Source organism: Geodermatophilus sabuli (genome assembly GCF_010686765.1).
GTDB lineage: Bacteria > Actinomycetota > Actinomycetes > Mycobacteriales > Geodermatophilaceae > Geodermatophilus > Geodermatophilus sabuli_A.
Map to the genome: position 1 here is coordinate 172130 of NZ_JAAGWF010000012.1, position 19382 is coordinate 191511.

General features: G+C 74.3%; 17 protein-coding genes. 1 reads left to right on the plus strand and 16 read right to left on the minus strand.

Annotation, left to right across the window (positions count from 1 at the left end):
* Positions 1 to 56: 56 nt before the first annotated feature.
* From GCU56_RS13105 to GCU56_RS13125, 5 genes are all read right to left on the minus strand, one after another.
* Positions 57 to 2093: a S9 family peptidase gene (locus GCU56_RS13105; protein WP_163482177.1), complete on the minus strand. Its 2037-nt coding sequence runs from the start codon at positions 2091 to 2093 to the stop codon at positions 57 to 59.
* 66 nt (positions 2094 to 2159) lie between these two features.
* On the minus strand, positions 2160 to 2903 hold the full coding sequence (locus GCU56_RS13110) for an AIM24 family protein (protein WP_204332019.1): 744 nt from the start codon (positions 2901 to 2903) through the stop codon (positions 2160 to 2162).
* Between the two features lie 11 nt (positions 2904 to 2914).
* Positions 2915 to 3559 (minus strand): AIM24 family protein, encoded by a 645-nt coding sequence (locus GCU56_RS13115; RefSeq protein WP_163482178.1) that lies wholly within the window; start codon positions 3557 to 3559, stop codon positions 2915 to 2917.
* Positions 3560 to 3562: 3 nt separating this feature from the next.
* Entirely contained in the window at positions 3563 to 4180 is a 618-nt protein-coding gene (locus tag GCU56_RS13120; RefSeq protein WP_163482179.1) for an AIM24 family protein, read from the minus strand.
* A 108-nt stretch (positions 4181 to 4288) separates the two neighbouring features.
* Positions 4289 to 5404 carry a DUF475 domain-containing protein gene (locus GCU56_RS13125; protein WP_204332020.1) on the minus strand — a complete coding sequence of 372 codons (1116 nt, stop codon included), beginning with the start codon at positions 5402 to 5404 and terminating at the stop codon, positions 4289 to 4291.
* Positions 5405 to 5662: 258 nt separating this feature from the next.
* Between GCU56_RS13125 and GCU56_RS13130 the strand changes: the two genes are divergently transcribed.
* On the plus strand, positions 5663 to 6940 hold the full coding sequence (locus GCU56_RS13130) for a hypothetical protein (protein ID WP_163482180.1): 1278 nt from the start codon (positions 5663 to 5665) through the stop codon (positions 6938 to 6940).
* Positions 6941 to 6976: 36 nt separating this feature from the next.
* On the opposite strand, the gene GCU56_RS13135 is transcribed toward GCU56_RS13130, so the two are convergent.
* From GCU56_RS13135 to uvrB, 11 genes are all read right to left on the minus strand, one after another.
* Complete coding sequence (locus GCU56_RS13135) at positions 6977 to 7801, minus strand: HAD family hydrolase (protein ID WP_275585863.1); 825 nt, start codon at positions 7799 to 7801, stop codon at positions 6977 to 6979.
* On the minus strand, positions 7798 to 8937 hold the full coding sequence (locus tag GCU56_RS13140; RefSeq protein WP_204332021.1) for a cysteine protease StiP domain-containing protein: 1140 nt from the start codon (positions 8935 to 8937) through the stop codon (positions 7798 to 7800). The genes GCU56_RS13135 and GCU56_RS13140 overlap by 4 nt, the downstream gene beginning before the upstream one ends.
* The gene (locus tag GCU56_RS13145) at positions 8934 to 10235 is read right to left on the minus strand and encodes a phosphoribosyltransferase domain-containing protein (protein WP_163482181.1); all 1302 of its coding nucleotides are present in this window, start codon (positions 10233 to 10235) and stop codon (positions 8934 to 8936) included. The genes GCU56_RS13140 and GCU56_RS13145 overlap by 4 nt, the downstream gene beginning before the upstream one ends.
* Positions 10232 to 11419, minus strand: a complete 1188-nt coding sequence (locus tag GCU56_RS13150) for an HpcH/HpaI aldolase/citrate lyase family protein (protein WP_163482182.1) — start codon at positions 11417 to 11419, stop codon at positions 10232 to 10234. Before GCU56_RS13150 ends, GCU56_RS13145 begins: the two co-directional genes overlap by 4 nt.
* A gap of 62 nt (positions 11420 to 11481) precedes the next feature.
* Complete coding sequence (locus tag GCU56_RS13155; protein WP_163482183.1) at positions 11482 to 12879, minus strand: VWA domain-containing protein; 1398 nt, start codon at positions 12877 to 12879, stop codon at positions 11482 to 11484.
* The gene (locus tag GCU56_RS13160; protein ID WP_163482184.1) at positions 12876 to 13526 is read right to left on the minus strand and encodes a TerD family protein; all 651 of its coding nucleotides are present in this window, start codon (positions 13524 to 13526) and stop codon (positions 12876 to 12878) included. Before GCU56_RS13160 ends, GCU56_RS13155 begins: the two co-directional genes overlap by 4 nt.
* Positions 13527 to 13607: 81 nt before the next feature.
* Entirely contained in the window at positions 13608 to 14189 is a 582-nt protein-coding gene (locus tag GCU56_RS13165; protein ID WP_163482185.1) for a TerD family protein, read from the minus strand.
* 271 nt (positions 14190 to 14460) lie between these two features.
* Entirely contained in the window at positions 14461 to 15039 is a 579-nt protein-coding gene (locus GCU56_RS13170; RefSeq protein WP_163482186.1) for a TerD family protein, read from the minus strand.
* Positions 15036 to 16193, minus strand: coding sequence for a TerC family protein (locus GCU56_RS13175; RefSeq protein ID WP_163482187.1), 1158 nt, complete (start codon positions 16191 to 16193; stop codon positions 15036 to 15038). Before GCU56_RS13175 ends, GCU56_RS13170 begins: the two co-directional genes overlap by 4 nt.
* 247 nt (positions 16194 to 16440) lie before the next feature.
* On the minus strand, positions 16441 to 16929 hold the full coding sequence (locus tag GCU56_RS13180) for an MmcQ/YjbR family DNA-binding protein (RefSeq protein ID WP_345771820.1): 489 nt from the start codon (positions 16927 to 16929) through the stop codon (positions 16441 to 16443).
* Between the two features lie 54 nt (positions 16930 to 16983).
* Positions 16984 to 19098, minus strand: coding sequence for an excinuclease ABC subunit UvrB (gene uvrB / locus GCU56_RS13185; RefSeq protein ID WP_163482188.1), 2115 nt, complete (start codon positions 19096 to 19098; stop codon positions 16984 to 16986).
* Between the last annotated feature and the right edge of the window lie 284 nt (positions 19099 to 19382).

A 19382-nucleotide genomic window follows, 5' to 3' on the forward strand; every position in this document is an offset into this window, starting at 1 on the left:
CCCCCGGCTCCTGCTGGCCGGGCGGCGGTGGACTGCCCCGACCCTAAGGCCCCGGCTCAGGCCAGCCGGGTGGACCGCACGGCCAGCGGCTCCCCGAGGTCCTCGCCCGCCGGCACGGCCGGATCGTCACCGGCCGGCAGCTCGGCCGGCTCCGCAGCGGGCGTGCGGGACGTCGACAGCCAGCGGGCCCACCAGCGCAGCAGGTGCTCGGTGCGGGCCAGCCGGTGCCGTGGCCGGCCCGAGCGGGACAGGGCGTGCCCCTCGCCCGGGAACAGCAGCAGCTCGGCGGGCACCCCGCGGCGCTTGAGGGCCGCGTAGAGCCGCGTCCCCTGCTCGACAGGGCAGCGCCGGTCGTCCTCCCCGTGGACGACCAGCGTCGGCGTGCTGATCGACCCGGCACCGGCGAGCACGCTCTGCGCCGCCAGCGCCGCGGGATCGGTGCCCAGGTGCTGGTCCACGAACCACCACCCGACGTCCGAGGAGCCGGCGAAGCCGACCGGGTCGGTCAGCGCCCCCTCGACCACCGCTGCGGCGAACCGCGCCGTCCGTGCCAGCAGCAGGCCGGCCAGGGTGCCGCCGGAGGACTCGCCCATCACGCCGACCCGGTCGGCGTCGAGCTCGGGGTCGGCCAGCGCGGCGTCGAGGAAGGCCAGGACGTCGGCGCCGTCGCGTTCCCCCCACGCGCCGCGGACGGCGCGGCCGTGCGCCTCCCCGTAGCCCGGCGAGCCCCGCGGATCGCAGCGGACGACGGCGTAGCCCGCCGAGACGAGGGTCTGGGTGTCCACCGACAGCGCCCAGCCGTTCCGCCGATCGGGGCCGCCGGCGAGGACCAGCACCACCGGGTGCGGCCCGGGCCGGTCGGGCACGGTGACCCAGCCGTGCACCGGGGAGCCGTCGGCGGCCGGCACGGTCCGTTCGCGCGCGCGGTGCAGCCGCCCGGTCGCGCCGAGCGCGCGGCCGAAACCGGTCAGCAGCCGCCGTCGCCCCGGCGTGATCGCGATCAGCTCCCCCGCGGAACGGTCGTGCTGGACGGTGGCGACCACGACCCCGCGGCCGGCCGCGATCCCGCGCACGGTGAACGGCCCGTCCACCAGGGCCTCGGGCGGCCCGCCGTCCAGCGGCACCCGCAGCAGCTCGACCCCGCCGCGCCGCTGCACCCCGAGGTACGCCGACCCGGCGGCCAGCACGGTCGCCGGCGTCTCGTCGCCGCGGTCGGTGTCCACCGGATCGAGCACCGGCTGCAGCGGCCCGCCGGTGGCCGGCACCGCGCACAGCGTGGCCCCCCGGCCGACGACGTCCACCCCGTCGGGGCCGAGGTCGGTGCGGGCGGTCAGCCAGATGGTGGCGCCGGAGGGGCCGTAGGCCGGCCGCGAGCACTCGGCCCGGCCCTCGGTGACCCGGCGCAGCCGTCCCCCGGCGGCCGGGACGGCGTACACGTCGCGCACCAGGTCGCGGTCGGCCCGGGGATGGCGCGCGGAGACGAAGGCCAGCTCGGCGCCGTCCGGGCTCCAGGTGACGTCAGTGTCGTCGGCCGGCCCGTCGGTGACCTGCCGCGGCCGGGGCGGCGGCATCCCTTCGTCGTCGCCGTCGGCCGGGAGGTCGAGCACGAACACGCAGCTGGGCCGCTCGGCGGGGAAGCCGACGCCCTCCAGCCGGTACTGCAGCGTGGTGACCAGCCGGGGCGGTCCGGCCCCCGTCCCCTCGCGACCCGCCACCGGGACGCGGGCCGTCCACGCGAGGCGGCGGGAGTCCGGCGCCCAGACCGGCGTGCCCACGCCCAGCGGGGCGTCGGTGAGCTGCCGCGGCGCCCCGCCCGCGGTCGGCAGCAGGTGCAGCTGCGGATGCCCGCCCGGATCGGCGCCCAGGTAGGCCAGCCAGCGTCCGTCCGGGGAGAACGCCGGGGCGGTGTCGCAGGGCCCCGACGTCAGCGGCCGGGCCGGGGCCGATCCGTCGGTGGGCACCGCCCACAGCCGGCTCCGGTACGCGTCGCCGTCGACGTCGGGCCGGCCGACCTCCACGACCGCCATCCGCCCGTCCGGCGTCACCGTCGGCACCCCGGGCACGCGCAGCAGGGCGAGGTCGGCGGGCCGCATGGCGCCGACGCTAGCCGAGCGCCCGGCCCCCTCCCGGGCCCCGCCCCGACCGTGCGAGGGGTCGGCTCAGTGCTGCTGCTGTTGCGCCCGGGCGACCAGGCGCTGGCCGAGGGTGCCGGCCTGGCTGGTGGTGAGCAGCTGGGTCTGGGACTCGATGAGCCGCAGCACCGCGGGGTCCTCGCGAGCGATCTCGGAGGACTGCAGCAGCACGGTGCCCTGGCCGGTGAAGTCGTACTGCCGCTCCTCGCCGGAGGCGCGGCCCATCGCCCCCTGGAGCATCCCGGCCATCGACGCGGACATCCACTCCGTGTCGTGGTGCACCGACGGCGACGGGCAGTCGGCCCAGCCGAGCAGCGCGTCGGGGTCGGCCCGGAACGGCGGCTCCACGAAGATCACCGGCCCGTTGGACGACGCGATGAACTTGCCCGTGCCCAGCAGGGTGACGAAGCCCGGCACGATCGACTGCTTGAGCTCCAGCCGCTGGTCGAAGGCGAGCAGGTTGTTCGCCTTGATCGTCAGGTTGCCGTCGTCGAGGTCGTAGGCGTTGAGGTCGAACCCGCGGTCGCCGAGCAGGACCTTGCCGTGGCCGGCCGCCACCACCCAGTCCTGCACGTACACCGGGCTCGAGAACCGCGCCGCCACCCACGAGGCCACCGAGGAGTAGGCCGTCACCGCCTCGAAGCGGACGTCGCCGTAGTAGGCCAGCATCGCGCCCTTGGCCATGAACCACTCGCCGGAGAGGGCCACGCAGAAGACGTGGGGGTTCACGTTGTCGTCGGCCGGCAGGGTCGCCGGGTTCCAGGTCTGCACGTCCCCGCTCCTCAGAACTTCTGCTCGCTGGCCTGCACGTAGACCGTTCCCGAGCCGCTGATGCGCAGCTGGAACGCCTCCCCCGACCCACGTCCGACGGCGTCGCGGAGGCCCATCCTGGCCGCCACGTCGACCTGCAGCTGCCCGACGTGGCCGACGTAGGCCTGCGGGTCCACGCCGATCGACGTCCCGGCGACCTGCAGCGGGAAGGCACCGCCGTGGGAGAGCAGCGCCACCGCGCCGCGGCCGTGCACGTTCGTGGTGAACAGCCCCTGCCCGGTCATCGCCCCGCCGACCGCCGCGCGGACCCCGCCCGAGCCGAGGAACTGCACGCTGGTCTGCAGCCCGGCGTCGTGGGCCAGCAGCCGGTCGGCCTCGCAGACCAGCGGCGCGCTGCCGTCGAGCTCCAGCACGGTGACGTGCAGGCCCCTGTAGCCGTAGAGGACCTCGCCCTGCCCCTCGGTCGCCATCATCGGGTTCGTCTCGCCCGACACCGCGGCACCGAGGAACCCGGCCATCCCGCCGCCCTGCCCGCGGACCGGCCGGAAGCCGACCCTCCCCGAGTAGCCGAGCATCGCTCCCCGGCGGGCCAGCACCGGCGCCTGCGGGCTGACCCGGGCGCGCACCACCTTGCTGTTCACGGTCTCGAAGGGCACGGGTCAGCGCTCCGCGGACTGGACGAGGACCAGGCCGTGCCCGCTGAACCGCAGCGAGAAGGGCTCCCCCGTGCCCTCGCCGACCAGCGACTTCCACGACACCCCGGAGACCAGCCCCATCTGCAGCTGCCCCCGGCAGCCCACGTAGGCGTCCGGGTCGACGACGAGGTCCTGTCCCGGCGCCACCTCCAGCGCCATGATCGGCCCCTCCGAGACCAGCGCCACCTGGCCCTGGCCGGTGACGGTCGTGGTGGCCAGCCCCTGGCCGCTGGTCATGCCCCGGAGCCCGGCGAACTGGACGTCGAGCCGCAGCCCGTCGGTGTGCGCCAGGACGTGCTGGCTCTCGGCGGTGAGGGTGTCGCCGGCCAGGTCGACGACGAGCACGTCCATCGCGTCCTTGGCGAGGTAGGCGCGGCCGTGCCCGGTGCAGTCCATGAGCGAGAGGCTCTCGCCGGCGACGGCCCGCTTGAGCGCGGCGCGCATCCCGCCACCGGCGCCCATCCCGGCGCTCTTGAAGTCGATGTCGCCCTCGAAGGCGACCATCGACCCGCTGGCGGCGCGGATCCGGTCACCGTGCAGGTCGGCGCGGAGCACGCGCCTGTCGGCGGTCAGCTGGGCCACGGGGTCCTCTCCGAGCGGTCACGAGGTCGACGGCGCCGGACGGTAACGGTCCCGCTCCGCCGGCGGTACACCCCGGGGTGCGACACCCCGGGCTCCCGGTCGACGCCCTCAGACCCTGCTGTGCTCGTCGATGCCCTCGCCGTGGTCGGCTCCCCGGTTCTCGAGCAGCTCGCGGGCGTCCCGCTTGTTCGCGACGATCGAGCTCACGTAGGCCGCCAGGATGAAGCCCAGCCCCAGCAGGCCGGTGACGAACTCGGAGATGTGGAACTCCAGCTCGATGATCAGGATGATGGCCAGCGCGCCGATGGCCCAGTGCGCGCCGTGCTCGAGGTAGCGGTACTCCGCGAGCGTCCCCTGGCGGACGAGGTAGACGGTCATCGAGCGGACGAACAGCGCGCCGATGCCGAGGCCCGCGGCGATGACGAGCACGTTCGTGCTGATCGCGAAGGCGCCGATGACACCGTCGAAGGAGAAGGACGCGTCGAGGACCTCGAGGTACAGGAACGTGGAGAAGCCGGCCTTCCCGGCCGTCGCGACGGCGGGGCCCACGCCGCCGCGGCGCACCACGTGCTCCTCGTCCACCTCCTCGTCGTCGTCGGTGTCGAAGAAGCTGTCGAGCCCCGAGACGACGAGGTAGGTCACCAGGCCGATGAACCCGCTGAACAGCACGGTGTTGACCTCGGCCTCGTCGACGACCCGCGAGGCGAGGAGGATCAGCACGGCCGCGATGACCACGGACAGCTGGTCGAGCCTGCCGAGCTTCGAGAGGGCCGCCTCGAGCGGCCGCAGCCACTTGATGTCCCGCTCCTCGAAGATCCAGTCGAGGAAGATCATCAGCAGGAAGACGCCGCCGAACGAGTAGATCGCCGGCTTGGCGCCCTCCAGTTCCTCGGCGTAGGTGTCGACGTCGTTGAGCGCGAGGTCGATGACCTCGGTGAACCCGAGGTCAGCCGTCAGGGCCACGATGAGGATCGGGAAGACCAGCCGCATGCCGAAGACGGCGATGAGGATGCCGACGGTCAGGAAGAGCTTCTGCCACAGCGGCGTCATCTTCTTCAGGTACTTGGCGTTCACGACCGCGTTGTCGAACGAGAGCGTGACTTCCAGGATCGCCAGTACCAGCGCGGTGGCCACCAGTGCGATCGAGCCACTGAGGACGCCGACGAGGACGAGGACGATGACGGACACGGCCAGAGAGCCGCGGAACGCTTTCAGCGTCTGCACTGCGTTGACTCCAAGAGTGAGGGGCCCGGCGCGTCATCAACGGGTCCGTGTGCCGTCGGCCGGGACAGGGACCCAGGCTACTAGCGGCCCCGCGCGCGGACCCCGGTCGACCGTCGGAGCGCCTCGAGCGGCCGCCGCCGCGAGCCCACCCGGAGCGGCCGGATCCGGTGCCCGCAGACCGGCGGCTCCCGGACGTGGTACTCATCGGCGCACGGGGCGGCGTCGGCACCCCGCGGCGGCTGGAGGGTGGACGGCGGCATGGGCGGGCAGACGGGAGGCACCGCGTCGCGCTGGTGGCGCCGCGGTCGCGATGCCGCGCTCCAGGACGCGCTGCGTGAGGCGCAGCAGGCCCGGGAGGCGGCCGCGGCGGCGATGCTGGACCTCGACGCCGAGCTCAGCGGCCTGTCCGTGGACGTCGCGGCGCACGAGGACGCCGCGGCCCCCCGGCGCGCCGCGCACCGGTCCCCCGCCCCCGATCCGCTGGTGCAGGACTGGCGTGAGCTGTCCGGTCGCACGGACGCGGTCATCGGCGAGTACCTGTCGGCGCTCGCCGACCACGACCCGGCGTACCCGGCGGACGTCGCCGCCGTCCAGGGGGCGCGGGCCCGACTGGAGCGCGCGGCGGCCGCCCTGCGCGACGTCCTCCCGCTCGTCCGGCAGTTCCGGGCCCGGCACGAGCGGGCGCTGGCGCAGGCGCGCGGCGCCCGCACCCTCGCCCCCCGGCGGGTGGCCGAGGCCGCGGCGGCGGTCGACCGGGCTCGCTCGGCGCTGGACGCCACCGGAGGACAGGTCGCCGACCCGGGACTGGCCGGTGCACTCGAGGCAGCCGTCCGCGCCGCCGCCGAGGCGCGCGCGGCCCTCGACGCCGGCCGGCTGACCGCCGCGGGCGGCGCGGCCGAGACCGCCCGCGCCGCGGCGGACTCGGTGGCCCAGCGGGCCGCTGCACTGCCCGCCCGGGCGGCCGACGTCCGCCGGGGGGCGGCCTCGGTGCGGACCCGCCAGGAGGCGCTGCGCACCCGGCACGAGCGGCTGGCGCCGGTGATGAGCGAGCTGCGCCGCCGCTACACCCACCGCGCGTGGGCCGACGTGGAGGCCGCGCCGCAGCGGGCCGCGGCGGCCCTGGCCGAGGTCGACGAGACCCTGACCCGACTCGACCGGCTGCTCGGCGCCCCCGTGCTCGACGTGCCCGCCGCCGCCGCGCTGCTCGAGCAGGTACGGGGGGCCGCCAGCCGCGCCGAGCAGGAGATCCGGTCGGCGTCCGACCGGCTGTCCCGGCTCGACACCGCCTCGGCCGACCCCGGGGCGCTGCTGGCCACGGTGCAGCGGGAACTGGTCGACGCCCGCCGCTTCCTCGCCACCCTCCCGGAGGGTCGCGGTCAGCGGTTCCGGTCGACCTTCGACAACCTCGCCCGGCGGCTGCAGGCGCTGGAGACCGAGGTGCGCGGATCCCGGCCCGACTGGGGGCACGTCATCACCGAGGCGGGGTCGATCGAGGACGGCCTGGCCGCCATGATCCGCACCGCCCGGGCCGGCTGAGCCGGGTCTCTCCAGCCCGGGGCGGCGGAGCCGGGGTCAGCCCGCCCGGGCGAGGAACCAGCGCAGGATCTCCTCGCCGGCCAGCGCCCCGCTGGCGGCGGTCACCGCCACCCCGCCGGCCGACCAGCCCTGCTCGTGCAGCTCACCGTGCGCGGGGCGGATCGCCTCGTCCGCGGCCACCAGCATCGGCGCGTCGAGCAGGCTGTCGCCGGCGCACAGCAGCCGCACCGGTGCACCCCCCGCCTCGGCCAGCTGCTCCCGCAGCCGCAGCAGCGCGCCGGCCTTGGTCAGCCCGGCCGGGACGGCGTAGACCTTGCGGCCCTGCAGGCTCACCGTCCACCCCGCATCCGCCGCGGCGGTGGTGAGGTCGGCCAGCCAGCCCGGGGGGATGGCGTCGCGGGCGGTGGCCACCAGGTAGACGAACAGCCCCTCGGCGGCGCGGACCGTCCGCACCCACGGCTCCCCGGCGACCGCGTCGAGCAGCCGCAGCACGTCGGGCAGCGGCGCCGCGCGCGCCACGACGTCCCGCGCCCAGCGGTCCCAGCCCGGGTCGCGGTCGCCGTCGACGAGGAGCGCTCCGCCGTTGGCGCACAGCGCGTACCGGGGCCGGCCGGGCATCGACACCCGCCGGTACTGGGCCTCGGTGCGCGTGGTCACCGGCACGACGGTGGCCCGGCCCATCAGCTCAGCCAGCAGCGCCCAGGCGCCGTCGGTCACCCGGGACAGCGGCGCCCCGTCGTAGACCTCGACCACGCGCAGCGAGGGCAGCGTCGCCGGGTCGCCGGCCGCGGACGCGGAGTAGATGAGCGTGCGGTCGAGGTCGACGGCGGCCAGCGTGGCCGTGCCCAGGACCGCCGTCACGCGCGCACCGGGCGGATCAGCCCGACGCAGGAGTACGGCAGGTCCGGCACCTCGAGCACCGGCACCCCGCGGGCGTCGGCCAGCGCGCGGACGTGCCGCAGGTCCTCGATCCGCCCCGGGTGGACCAGCACCCGCCAGGGCACCCGGCGCAGCAGCACCCGCGTGGTCTCCCCCACCCCGGGCTTGACCAGGTTGACGTCGCCGATGCCGTGCTCCTCGGCGATCCGGGAGACGGCTGCCCAGCCGGCCCAGGTCGGGCTCCGGTCGGCCGCCGCGTGCGCCGGCAGGGCGGCCGCGACCGCCCCCGCGACGGAGCCGAACCGGCCCGCGACCGTGTCGACGAACAGCCGCGAGACGTCGCCGTCCGCGTGCTCGGCGTAGAACTTCGCGCCGTGGAACATGCCGGGGCCGATCAGGTCGTCCCGCAGCACGGTGCGCGACACCAGCCCGGACACGGTGCTGTTCAGGCAGGCGCTGGGGATGAGGAAGTCGTCCCGGGTGCCGTACAGGTCGGTGCAGGCGCCCGGGTCGGCCAGGACGGCGAGCCGGTCGTCGAGCGCCGCGTGCTCCGCGTGCCGCGCCCGCCAGCCCGCCACGGCCTCGGTCAGCTCCCGCTGGATCGCGCCCTTGCCGGTCCAGCCGTCGACGAAGCGCACCGCTGCCGCCGGGTGCCGGTCCAGCACGTGGGCCAGCGCGACCTCGTCGATGCCCCGGCCCCGGACGATCGAGATCGTGTAGTGCGGCACGTCGACGCCGCGGGAGGCGAGGAACCAGCGCCGCAGCAGCACCCCGACCGGCGTCCCGGCGCGCGCCAGGGACACCAGCACGGGCGGCACGCCGTGCTCGGCGGCGGCGCCCCAGACCAGCTCGCCGACCAGTCCCACCGCCGTCGCGAGCCGGTCGGCCGACTGGGCCAGGGCGGCGGTGAACAGGTCCAGGTAGGCCGCGTCGGGCTGGTACTCGACCGGCAGCATCTCCGAGTAGTGGACGCCGCCCTGGATGGCCTCCTCGCGGTCCTGCGTGCCGCGCTCGAGGGCGACGCCGGAGAGGTCGGTGAGCAGCCAGGTGACGTCCTCGACCGGATAGGACCCGAACCGGCCGGGGACGGCGGGCCGCAGCGCGTCGAGCACGGTCACGGGGTCCCCCGTCGCGGATCGGTCACCGGTACGGGCACCAGGTGCACGGCCCGCGCGGCGAAGGGTCGCAGTGCGGCGACCATCGCGGCGCAGGCCGCGGCCGGGGCGTCGGCGACGACCACGACGTCGTCGGCGCGCAGGTCCGCCCAGGCCGTCCCGGGCACCGGCGGCGCGGCCGGGTCGGTGAGGTTGTGCACGAGGGCCGGCCGGCTCAGGTCGTCGGGGGCCGGGAAGGCGACGGTGCGGCGGACGGCGTACCCGGGGTCGTCGGCCGCGTGCACCGGGCTCCGGGTGGTCGACTGCAGGCGGACCGGCGTCCCGGGCAGCCGGGTGGCCAGCCGGTCCCCGAGCACGGCCGGCGCGTACATGAGCTCCTCGGTGCCGAGCACCAGCACCGAGCCGCTGCCGGCCAGGGCCGGGACCAGCCGCGCGGCGACGTCGTCGGCCGCCGCGGCGAGCCGCTCGGTGTCCGCGGGCGTCAGGCCGTGCCGCGCGGTGGTCGGCACCTCGCGGGGCCAGAGCCCGGCGTGCTCGACGACGGCGCCGGGGAGCCCGGTGGGCGGAGCGGCGGGCGGGGGCAGCGCGGCGCGGGCGACCGCGGCCCGCGCCAGGACGTCGCCGGGGAGGGTGAGCGAGGCCGCCACGACGCAGGCGACGTCGACGCGGACGCCCAGCGCGGCGGCGCGGGCCTCGAACGCTGCCCGCAGCTCGGGGGTCCGGGCGTCGAGCAGCGCCGCGACGACGTACCGCGGCCGCGGGAAGCGGGCGTGCAGCTCGGCGATCGTGTTCAGCGCGGTGCGGCCGGAGGTCAGCTCGTCGTCCACCAGGACCAGCGGGCCGGCGCCGGCCAGCGAGACCTCCCCGGCCGGCTGCAGCGCGTGGGCGACCGCGTGCGAGTGCTCCTCCTCGAAACGGGCGGCGACGGGCACGCCGGGGTGCACCCGCCGGGTGGTGTGCAGGTAGGCGGCGCCCAGCCGCTGGGCGGCGGCGTGGCCGAGGCCGGTCGCCGTCTCGCAGTAGCCGATCACCAGTCCGGCGGGGCCGGCCTGCCCCAGCACCGCCGCGACGGCGTCGCCCACGGCAGCACCGGCGCCCAGCACGTCGGAGGGCGCGGCCGGGACGTGCTTGCCGAGGACGCGGGACACCACCAGGTGGGCGCGACGGGGGTTGTCGCGCAGCGCCAGACCGGCCCAGTCGGGGAAGGCCGCACGCCCGGTCCCGGAGACGGTGACGTCGAGGAGCGCGGCGACGGTGGCCGACAGGGGGACGGTGGCGGGCGCGGCGAGGGTGCCGGTCACGCCGGCAGCGCCCGCGCGAAGACCTGCTCCACCTGGCGCCGGCCGGCGCCGAGCAGGTCGACCAGCGCCAGCTGGTCGGCCACGACGCCGTACACCGCCGCGCGCCGGCTGATCAGCTCCGCCCAGAGCGCGTGCGGCCCCACCTCGTTCATCCGGCCGTGCGCCGAGGCCATGACCCCGCCCAGCGAGCGGGCGGTCAGGATCTCCAGGGCGTCGTCGTACTCCGAGCGCGAGACGGTCAGCAGCGCGTTGACCACCGACACGTGCGCCGGGTGGATGACGGTCTTGCCGTGCATGCCGTTGGCCTTGTCCAGGCTCACCTCGCGGATCAGCCCGTCCATGTCGTCGTCGATCAGGTCCTGCCGCAGCGCGCTCTCCCGCTGCGCGGAGAAGGGCGTCTGGCGCAGCTGGGGCTTGAACAGCCGCGGGCCCGGGATGTGCTCCCAGACGGCGCCGGTGACGACGTGCTCGCCGTTCCGGGCGAACCGGTTGACGATCGCGGCCAGGCAGTCGCGCACGACGGCGACGTCCCACACCGTGGTGTCCCGGTCGCGGCGCAGGCCGAACAGCCCGGAGAGGTCGGTGCCGCCGACCCGCAGGCACAGCACCGAGTCGGCGTACCGGTCGAGCGCCGCCGCGACCCCGGCGAGCGCGTCGGCGCGGGTCTCGGACCAGGCGACGTCTGCCGTCTCCAGGATGGGCATGGCGTAGAGCGGGTGCGCGCAGCCGGCGCTGACCTCGGCGACCGCCGCCAGCATCGGGTCCAGGCTGGCGGCCGAGGCCTTCGGCAGGCTGAACCCGGTCAACCGGTCCAGCGCGGGGCCGGCCGCCTCGGCCAGCCGGTGGATCTGCTCGGGCTCGCGGACCCGCACGAACAGCAGCGGGAGGTCCGCACCGCAGCCGCGGGGCTCGATCCGCCGCAACGCCTCGACCACGTTCGCCTCGGCGGCCGGGACGGCGGCGTGCGGGATGGCGTCCTCCAGGCACCACACCATGCTGGTCGTGCCGACCGCCCCTGCGCGCGCCGCGTCGACGTCGAGTGCCGGGCGGGTGCCGGGGCTGTAGAGGGTGGCCCCCAGGGCGAGGGCGAGGGTGGCGCGGGGGCTGGCGGGTGTCACGGTGCCCGGGGGCACCGCGAAGAGCCGGTCGCGCTCGTGGTCGCTGAGATAGGAGAAGTGGCGCACGGATGGTCCTCCCGCTTCTTGGGGGAACGCCGGGATGGGGTGGAGCCCGATGCGGGCGGCGGTCAGCCGGCCAGCAGGCCCTGGCTGCGGACGCGCCGCAGCCAGTCGGGGTACTCGGTCATCAGCCGGTCGAACAGCTCGTCGTCGCTGATCGGCGTGCGGCCCATCAGCTCCTTCTCGCCCACGGCGAAGAAGTCGGCGTTGTCGGTGAAGCGGCCCTCGAGGTCGTCCAGTTCCTGCAGGAAGGCGAACTGGGCCGCCGGGCCGATGCCCATGAACTGCCAGAAGACCGGCTCGTAGGAGGCTGCCGTCATCTGCTTGCTGGCCACCGCCCGGTCGCTGGGGGCGCCGTCGGTGAGGAACATGACGTAGACGGGCACGCGGTAGGGCACCGGCTCGCGCCGGTCCCCGCTCGAGCCGAAGTAGTGCTCACGCACCGCAGTCATCGCAGCACCGTAGCGAGTGTCGAACTCGAGTTTGTGGCGCTTCGTGATCGTCGCGATGAACTCCTGGTGACCCTCCAGCCGCAGGCCCGGCCGCGGCTGGTGCACCTTCCTGCCGAAGAGGAAGACGTCGACCTCGCCGTCGTCGTCGAAGCGCAGGCCGAGGGCCAGCACCCGCTCCGCCAGCCGCTGCACCGCGCCCGACCGGTAGAGGCCGGCCATCGACCCGGAGATGTCGAGCACGAGGGCGACCCGCGCGGTGTGCTCACCCAGCCCGCGCTTCTGCAGGCTGACACCGGCGGTCTTGACCAGCGAGAGCATCTGCGGCGCGCTGCCGGCCAGCTTCTCCTCGAGGTCGACGAGGCGGCGCTTCTCCATGCTGACGGGGGCCGGAGCGGCGGGTGCTGGCACGGGAGCGGGGGGCGCAGGCGCGGGAGGAGCGGACGCCGCAGCCGCCGGGGTGGGTGCGGCCGCCGGCTCGTCGACGTCCACGCCGACGTCGGTCGCCAGCCCGGCGAGGCCGGTCGTGTAGCCCTGCCCGACGGCGCGCACCTTCCACTCGCCGGCGCGGCGGTAGACCTCGGCGAAGACCAGCGCCGTCTCCGGACCGGCGGCCAGCTCGCAGCGGACCGCAGCGGGCGCACCGGCGTCGGCGGCGACCTCGACCGCCACCCCGGTGAGGTCCCCGAAGGTGCCGGCGCCGTCCAGCGAGGCGCCGATGACGACCTTCTCGACGTCGGCCGGCAGCCGGCTGGGGTCGATCCGCACCCGGTCGACGGTGGCCGCGCCCTGGACCGCCTTGCCCAGGTGCTCGACCGCCCCGTTCCCGCCGGAGGGCTGGTTGTAGAAGACGAAGTCGGCGTCGCTGCGCACCCGGCCCGCGCCGGTGGTCAGGAAGGCCGACAGGTCGGCGTCCAGACCGGGCGCCGGCTGCCAGGTGAGGGTGACGACCACGGAGCCGGTGAGGCCCACGGCGGCGAGGCCGACGTTGCCGCCGCGCGTGAGGAGGTGGGTCACTTGCGACCCGACGTCCAGTTCATGCCCCACCCGTAGGCGGCGTCCAGGTCGCGCTGGACGCCGGGCAGGTAGCGGATCTCCCGCTGGATGGTCAGGCCGCCGCCGGAGTTGGTCAGCAGGGCGATGGCGCAGGACCGGGCGTTCTGGGCGTGCTCGTCCAGGCGCACCTCGATCGGCGCGGCGTCCTGCGGGAAGAGCGTGACGACGGCGTCGGCGGCGGCCCAGTTGGGCGCGCCCTCGTAGATGTAGGCGAACACCAGGATCCGGCGGATCGCGTCCAGCCGGTCCAGGTTGACCAGCAGGTTCTCGCCGCCGGAGACCTTCCCGGAGCGGTCGTCGCCGTCGAGGAGGACGAAGGGCGCACGGTCCAGGGCGCCGAAGGCGTTGCCGAGGGCCTGGACCACCCCCTTCTTCCCGTCGGTGGTCTCCCACAGGCAGGCGAGGTCGAGGTCGACGGCGGGGGTCTTGGTGAACAGCCCCCGCTTCTGCGCCCCGGAGTTCCAGTTGAGGTTGATCCGCAGCTGGCCACCGGCGCCGCGGCCCTTGGTCAGGGACACCGACGGCGCGCCCTTGGTCAGCGTCACCTTGGACATCGAGACGCCGCCGGCCGGAGCGGCGGGCTTGGCGGGGCGGGTGTAGTCGACCATGGCGGGACCTTCCAGGAGCGGGGAGCAAGGAGGGACGGCGGCACCGGGCCCGGGCGGTCGACCGCCCGGGCCCGGCACGGATCAGCCGACGTTGACGCCGAAGTCCTGGGCGATGCCGCGCAGGCCCGAGGCGTAGCCCTGCCCGACGGCGCGGAACTTCCAGTCCGCGCCGTTGCGGTACAGCTCGCCGAAGACCATGGCGGTCTCCACCGACGCGTCCTCGGTCAGGTCGTAGCGGGCGATCTCCTGCCCGTTGGCCTGGTTGACCACGCGGATGAAGGCGTTGCGCACCGCGCCGAAGTTCTGCTTGCGCGTGTCGGCGTCGTAGATGGACACCGGGAAGACGATCTTCTCGCAGGTCGGCGGCACCCCGGCCAGGTCGACCTGCACGACCTCGTCGTCGCCCTCGCCCTCACCGGTCAGGTTGTCGCCGACGTGCACGACCGAACCGTCGGGGCTCCGGAGGTTGTTGAAGAAGACGAAGCCCGAGTCGTCGGGCGTGACCTTGCCGTTGGCGCCGACCATGATCGCCGAGGCGTCGAGGTCGAACTCGCCTCCGGAGAAGGTGTTGACGTCCCAGCCGAGACCGACGTTCACCGCGGTCAGGCCGGGCGCCTCCTTGGTGAGCGAGACGTTGCCGCCCTTGGAGAGGCTGACACCCATGTGGAGAACTCCCATACATCGCCAGGTACGAGGCGGCGGTTGCCGCTCCGCGTCACGACAGGGGACGCCGCCGGGCCGGCGGTCGCCGGACGCTCCGGTGCCCGGGCGTCGTCCCCCGTTCCGCACCCGTGACCGGCGCCACGGGCTGCGGACGTTCGTCGGGATACTGCCGCACCTGATCCGGTAGCGACAGGCACCCCGTGGTGCCCACCAGCCCGGGGGCGCCGGTCACCGGCCCGGGGCGGACCGGCGCCGACCACCCCCGGGGCCGTCACAGGTGCGGTGTCACCGCGGGGACCAGGTCGCCCACGGTGCGTCCCGACGCGACGGCCCCGATCGCCGTCATCACCCAGCCGCCGCCGGCACGCGAGACCTTGGCCATGATCTGCGCGGTGTGCCGGCCCGAGCCGGACAGGTCGAACCGGGCCAGCTCCTGCCCGGTGGTCTCGTCGACCAGCCGGCAGAAGGCGTTCTGGATCTGCGAGAAGTCCTGCCCGGTGAACGAGTTCACCGTGAAGACGAGGCTGTGCACGGCAGCCGGCACGCGGGGCAGGTCCACGACGATCGACTCGTCGTCCCCCTCCCCCGCCCCGGTGAGGTTGTCGCCGGTGTGCTGCACGGAGCCGTCGGTGCTCCGCAGCTGCCGGAACCACACCTGGTCGACCAGCCGTCCGCCGGCGTCCATCAGCAGACAGGACGCGTCGAGGTCGATGGACTGGTCCTTCAGCCGCCCGAACACGCTCTTCTTCTGGACGGCGTCCCAGCCCAGACCCATCCGGACGCGGCTGAGGCTGCCGCCCCCGGGCTTGGCCAGGCTCACTCCCTGACCCTTGGTGAGGGTGACGCTCATGCCCGCTCCTCCCCGTTCCGGCCGCCGTCGGTGGCTCGCACCGCGGCGGTCCGACCGGTCGGCGGGGCGTCGGCCCGGCCGCCGGTCGGCAGGTCGTCGTGCAGCTGCGGTGCGGCCACCTGGCGGCCCTCTCGGCCCGCGCCCGCGTCGCCCGCCTCGGTCGGTGACGGGCGCCCGGCAGCGGCGTCCCGCTTGTTCTTGCGCAGGCTGGCCCAGGTGGTGACCGCCAGAGTGACGACGATGACCAGCAGGGACAGCCAGGTCGGGATCTCGGGGATCGCCGTGACGTGCTCGCCGCCGTTGATGAACGGCAGCTCGTTCTCGTGCAGGGCGTGGATGACCAGCTTGACGCCGATGAACCCGAGGATGACCGCCAGGCCGTAGGCGAGGTAGACGAGCTTGTCGAGCAGCCCGTCGAGCAGGAAGAACAGCTGGCGCAGGCCCAGCAGCGCGAAGGCGTTCGCGGTGAAGACCAGGTAGGTCTCCTGGGTCAGCCCGAAGATCGCCGGGATGGAGTCGACGGCGAAGAGGATGTCGGCGCTGCCGATGGCGATCAGCGCGATGAACAGCGGCGTGATGAACCGCTTGCCCCCGACCTTCGTGGTGAGCCGGTCGGAGTGGTAGTCCTCGGTGGTCGGCAGCAGCCGGCGGGTCAGCCGCAGGAAGCCGTTCTCCTTGAACTCCTCGTCGTCGTCGTGGCCGCCGCTCTTGGCCTGCGCCCACGCGGTGTAGATGAGGAAGCCGCCGAACAGGTAGAAGATCCAGCTGAAGTTCTCGATGGCCGCGGCGCCGGCGAAGATGAAGACCGTCCGCAGCGCGAGGGCGAACGCGATCCCGAAGAGCAGCACCTTCTGCTGCAGCTCACGGGGGACGGCGAAGCTCGCCATGATCAGGACGAACACGAACAGGTTGTCCACCGAGAGGCTCTTCTCGGTGATGAAGCCGGCGAAGTACTCGCCGCCGTACTGCGGCCCGGCGAAGACCAGGACCAAGAGCCCGAACACCACCGCGATGCCGACGTAGATCGCCGACCAGGTGGCCGACTCGCGCAACGTCGGCGCGTGCGGTGTGCGGACGTGGCCGATGAAGTCGAACGCGATCATGGCGATGATCGCGGCGACGGTGAGGCCCCAGATCCAGAGTGGGACGTCCATGCAGCTGTACCTCCGGGAAACTGGCAGTCGTCAGCACCGGAGGTCTCTCCCGCCGCTCCGGAGATCGGGCGACCGGCAGCGCCGGGGGTCATGGGACCCCGTGTTGACGACCCTGCCGCGCGGGGATACTCCCCTCCACGTTCGGGGACCGGTCGTGCGGGCCGCGCGTGGCTCGGCGTGCCCAGGTCCCTTGCGGTGCAACGGGCGGGCACCAGCCGGGGTTCCCGGACGCTGAGGACGGCCGGGCTCAGCCCGCGGGGCGCCGGCTCCGGGGCAGGCGGGCGACGATCGCGTCGTAGGAGCCGTCGACCAGCTCACGCACCTCGTCGTCGGGCACCGGCCCGGTCCAGTCCACGGAGTTCCAGCCGTAGCGGCCGACGTAGGAGCTGCTGGTGATGGCCCCGGGGTGCCGCTCGCGCCACTCGGCCGCCTCGGCAGCGTCCCGGCCGCACTTCACGCCGACGGTCCCGCCGGCCAGGCCGATGAAGGCGAACGCCTTGCCGCCGACCTTGGCCACCAGCTCCTCGTCTCCCCACGGCCAGGTCTCCTCCGCCCCCGGCTTGGCGAGGCCAGTACGCCACCAACTCGTCCCGCTGCACGGGCACTCCTCCCTGGAGGTCCAGCAGGGGGCGCAGCCCCTGCGGACGCCGATGATCAACTCGGCGAGCCGACGTGTCCAGGCGCAGCGATGTGCGGCTGGGGCGCATCCCGTGGCCAGGAGGCGCCACGAACGCACACCGTCGGCAGGTCGATCGGCCGGCGACCGCTCGACGGGGGGCAAGGTCCTCTGTCAGGCGTGTGCGGCGTCGAACTGCCGCAGCTCCTTCTTCAGCTCGGCCAGCTCGTCGCGCAGCCGGGCGGCCACCTCGAACTGCAGCTCGCGGGCGGCGGCCAGCATCTGCTCGTTCATCTGCGTGATCAGGTCGGCCAGCTCGTTGCGCGGCAGCCCCTGCACGTCGATGGACCCGGCCTTGGCCCGGTTCTTCGACGACAGCCCCGGGACCGGCGACTTGCCCCGGGACTGCTGGCGGCCGGAGCCCCCGATGAGCTCGCCGGACTCGGAGTCCTCCGCCTCGCGGTAGATGCCGTCGAGGATGTCGACGATCTTCTTCCGCAGCGGCTGCGGGTCGACGCCGCGCTCGGTGTTGTAGGCGATCTGCTTCTCCCGCCGGCGGTTGGTCTCCTCGATCGCCAGGGCCATCGACGGGGTGATCTTGTCGGCGTACATGTGCACCTGGCCGGAGACGTTGCGCGCCGCCCGCCCGATCGTCTGGATCAGGGAGGTGCCCGACCGGAGAAAGCCCTCCTTGTCGGCGTCCAGGATCGCGACCAGCGACACCTCGGGCAGGTCGAGGCCCTCCCGGAGCAGGTTGATGCCGACCAGGACGTCGTACTCGCCCTGCCGCAGCTCCCGCAGCAGCTCGACCCGGCGCAGGGTGTCCACCTCGGAGTGCAGGTACCGCACCTTGATGCCGAGCTCGAGCAGGTAGTCGGTGAGGTCCTCGGCCATCTTCTTGGTCAGGGTGGTGACCAGGATCCGCTCGTCCTTCTCCGTGCGGATGCGGATCTCGTGCACCAGGTCGTCGATCTGGCCCTTGGTCGGCTTGACCACGACCTCCGGGTCGACCAGCCCGGTGGGCCGGATGACCTGCTCGACGAACTCGCCGCCGGTGCGGCCGAGCTCGTAGTTCCCCGGCGTGGCCGACAGGTAGACGGTCTGGCCGATGCGGTCGGTGAACTCCTCCCACTTCAGCGGCCGGTTGTCCATCGCCGAGGGCAGCCGGAAACCGTGCTCCACCAGGGTGCGCTTGCGGCTCATGTCGCCCTCGTACATGCCGCCGATCTGCGGCACGGTGACGTGCGACTCGTCGATGACCAGCAGGAAGTCGTCGGGGAAGTAGTCGATGAGGCAGGCGCCGGCGGTGCCGGGCGCGCGGCCGTCGATGTGCCGCGAGTAGTTCTCGATGCCGGAGCAGAACCCGACCTGCCGCATCATCTCGATGTCGTAGGTGGTGCGCATGCGCAGCCGCTGGGCCTCGAGCAGCTTGCCCTGGCGCTCCATCTCGGCCAGCCGCTGCTCGAGCTCGGCCTCGATGGTCGCGATGGCCCGCTCCATGCGTTCGGGGCCCGCGACGTAGTGGGTGGCCGGGAAGACGAAGAGCTCCTGGACCTCGCGCACGACCTCGCCGGTGAGCGGGTGCAGGTAGTACAGCCGCTCCACCTCGTCGCCGAACATCTCGATCCGGACGGCGAGCTCCTCGTAGACCGGGAAGACCTCGATGGTGTCGCCGCGGACCCGGAACGTGCCGCGGGTGAAGGACAGGTCGTTGCGGGTGTACTGCTCGGTGACGAGGGTGCGGAGCAGCTCGTCGCGGTCGCGCTCCTCTCCCACGGCGATCTTGAGCGCCCGGTCGACGTACTCCTGGGGCGTGCCCAGGCCGTAGATGCAGGAGACGGTGGCGACGACGACGACGTCCCGCCGGGTGAGCAGCGCCTGCGTCGCGGAGTGCCGCAGCCGCTCGACCTCCTCGTTGATCGAGGAGTCCTTCTCGATGTAGGTGTCGGTCTGCGGGACGTAGGCCTCGGGCTGGTAGTAGTCGTAGTACGAGACGAAGTACTCGACCGCGTTGTTCGGCAGCAGTTCCTTGAACTCGTTGGCCAGCTGCGCGGCCAGCGTCTTGTTCGGCGCCATGACCAGCGTCGGCCGCTGCACCTGCTCGATCAGCCAGGCCGTGGTGGCCGACTTGCCGGTGCCGGTGGCGCCGAGGAGGACGACGTCCTGCTGTCCGGCGTTCACCCGCTCGGCGAGCGCGGCGATGGCGGCCGGCTGGTCGCCGGAGGGCTCGAACTCGCTGATGACGCGGAAGCGCCCCTGGGTGGGCCGGAGATCGGTGGTCGCGCGCACGGGGACGACGGTACGACGGGGGTGTGACAGGACGGCGTCCCTGCGACGTCCGCGCACTCCCGGTACGGACGTGACGGGTCGACTGGCCCCCGGTGCTTGCCCCGGAGTACACCGCACCCCTAGCGTCCCCGATCGCAGGAGCGGTCACTGCCGAGGACCAGCGCCACCCGGGCACGCGCCCGGGCGAGGTCGGCCCCCGGCGCCCGAGTCCCGGCCGGACCTGCGCACGACGCCCCCCGCGGAGGACCGTGGGGGGCGTCGTCGTGCGCGGCCGCGCGGTGAGC

Bases quoted from the DNA above. Each gene is read 5' to 3' on its own strand.
- GCU56_RS13105 (WP_163482177.1), bottom strand. From the start codon at position 2,093: ATGCGGCCCGCCGACCTCGCCCTGCTGCGCGTGCCCGGGGTGCCGACG.
- GCU56_RS13130 (WP_163482180.1), top strand. From the start codon at position 5,663: ATGGGCGGGCAGACGGGAGGCACCGCGTCGCGCTGGTGGCGCCGCGGT.
- GCU56_RS13160 (WP_163482184.1), bottom strand. From the start codon at position 13,526: ATGGTCGACTACACCCGCCCCGCCAAGCCCGCCGCTCCGGCCGGCGGC.
- GCU56_RS13165 (WP_163482185.1), bottom strand. From the start codon at position 14,189: ATGGGTGTCAGCCTCTCCAAGGGCGGCAACGTCTCGCTCACCAAGGAG.
- GCU56_RS13170 (WP_163482186.1), bottom strand. From the start codon at position 15,039: ATGAGCGTCACCCTCACCAAGGGTCAGGGAGTGAGCCTGGCCAAGCCC.
- GCU56_RS13175 (WP_163482187.1), bottom strand. From the start codon at position 16,193: ATGGACGTCCCACTCTGGATCTGGGGCCTCACCGTCGCCGCGATCATC.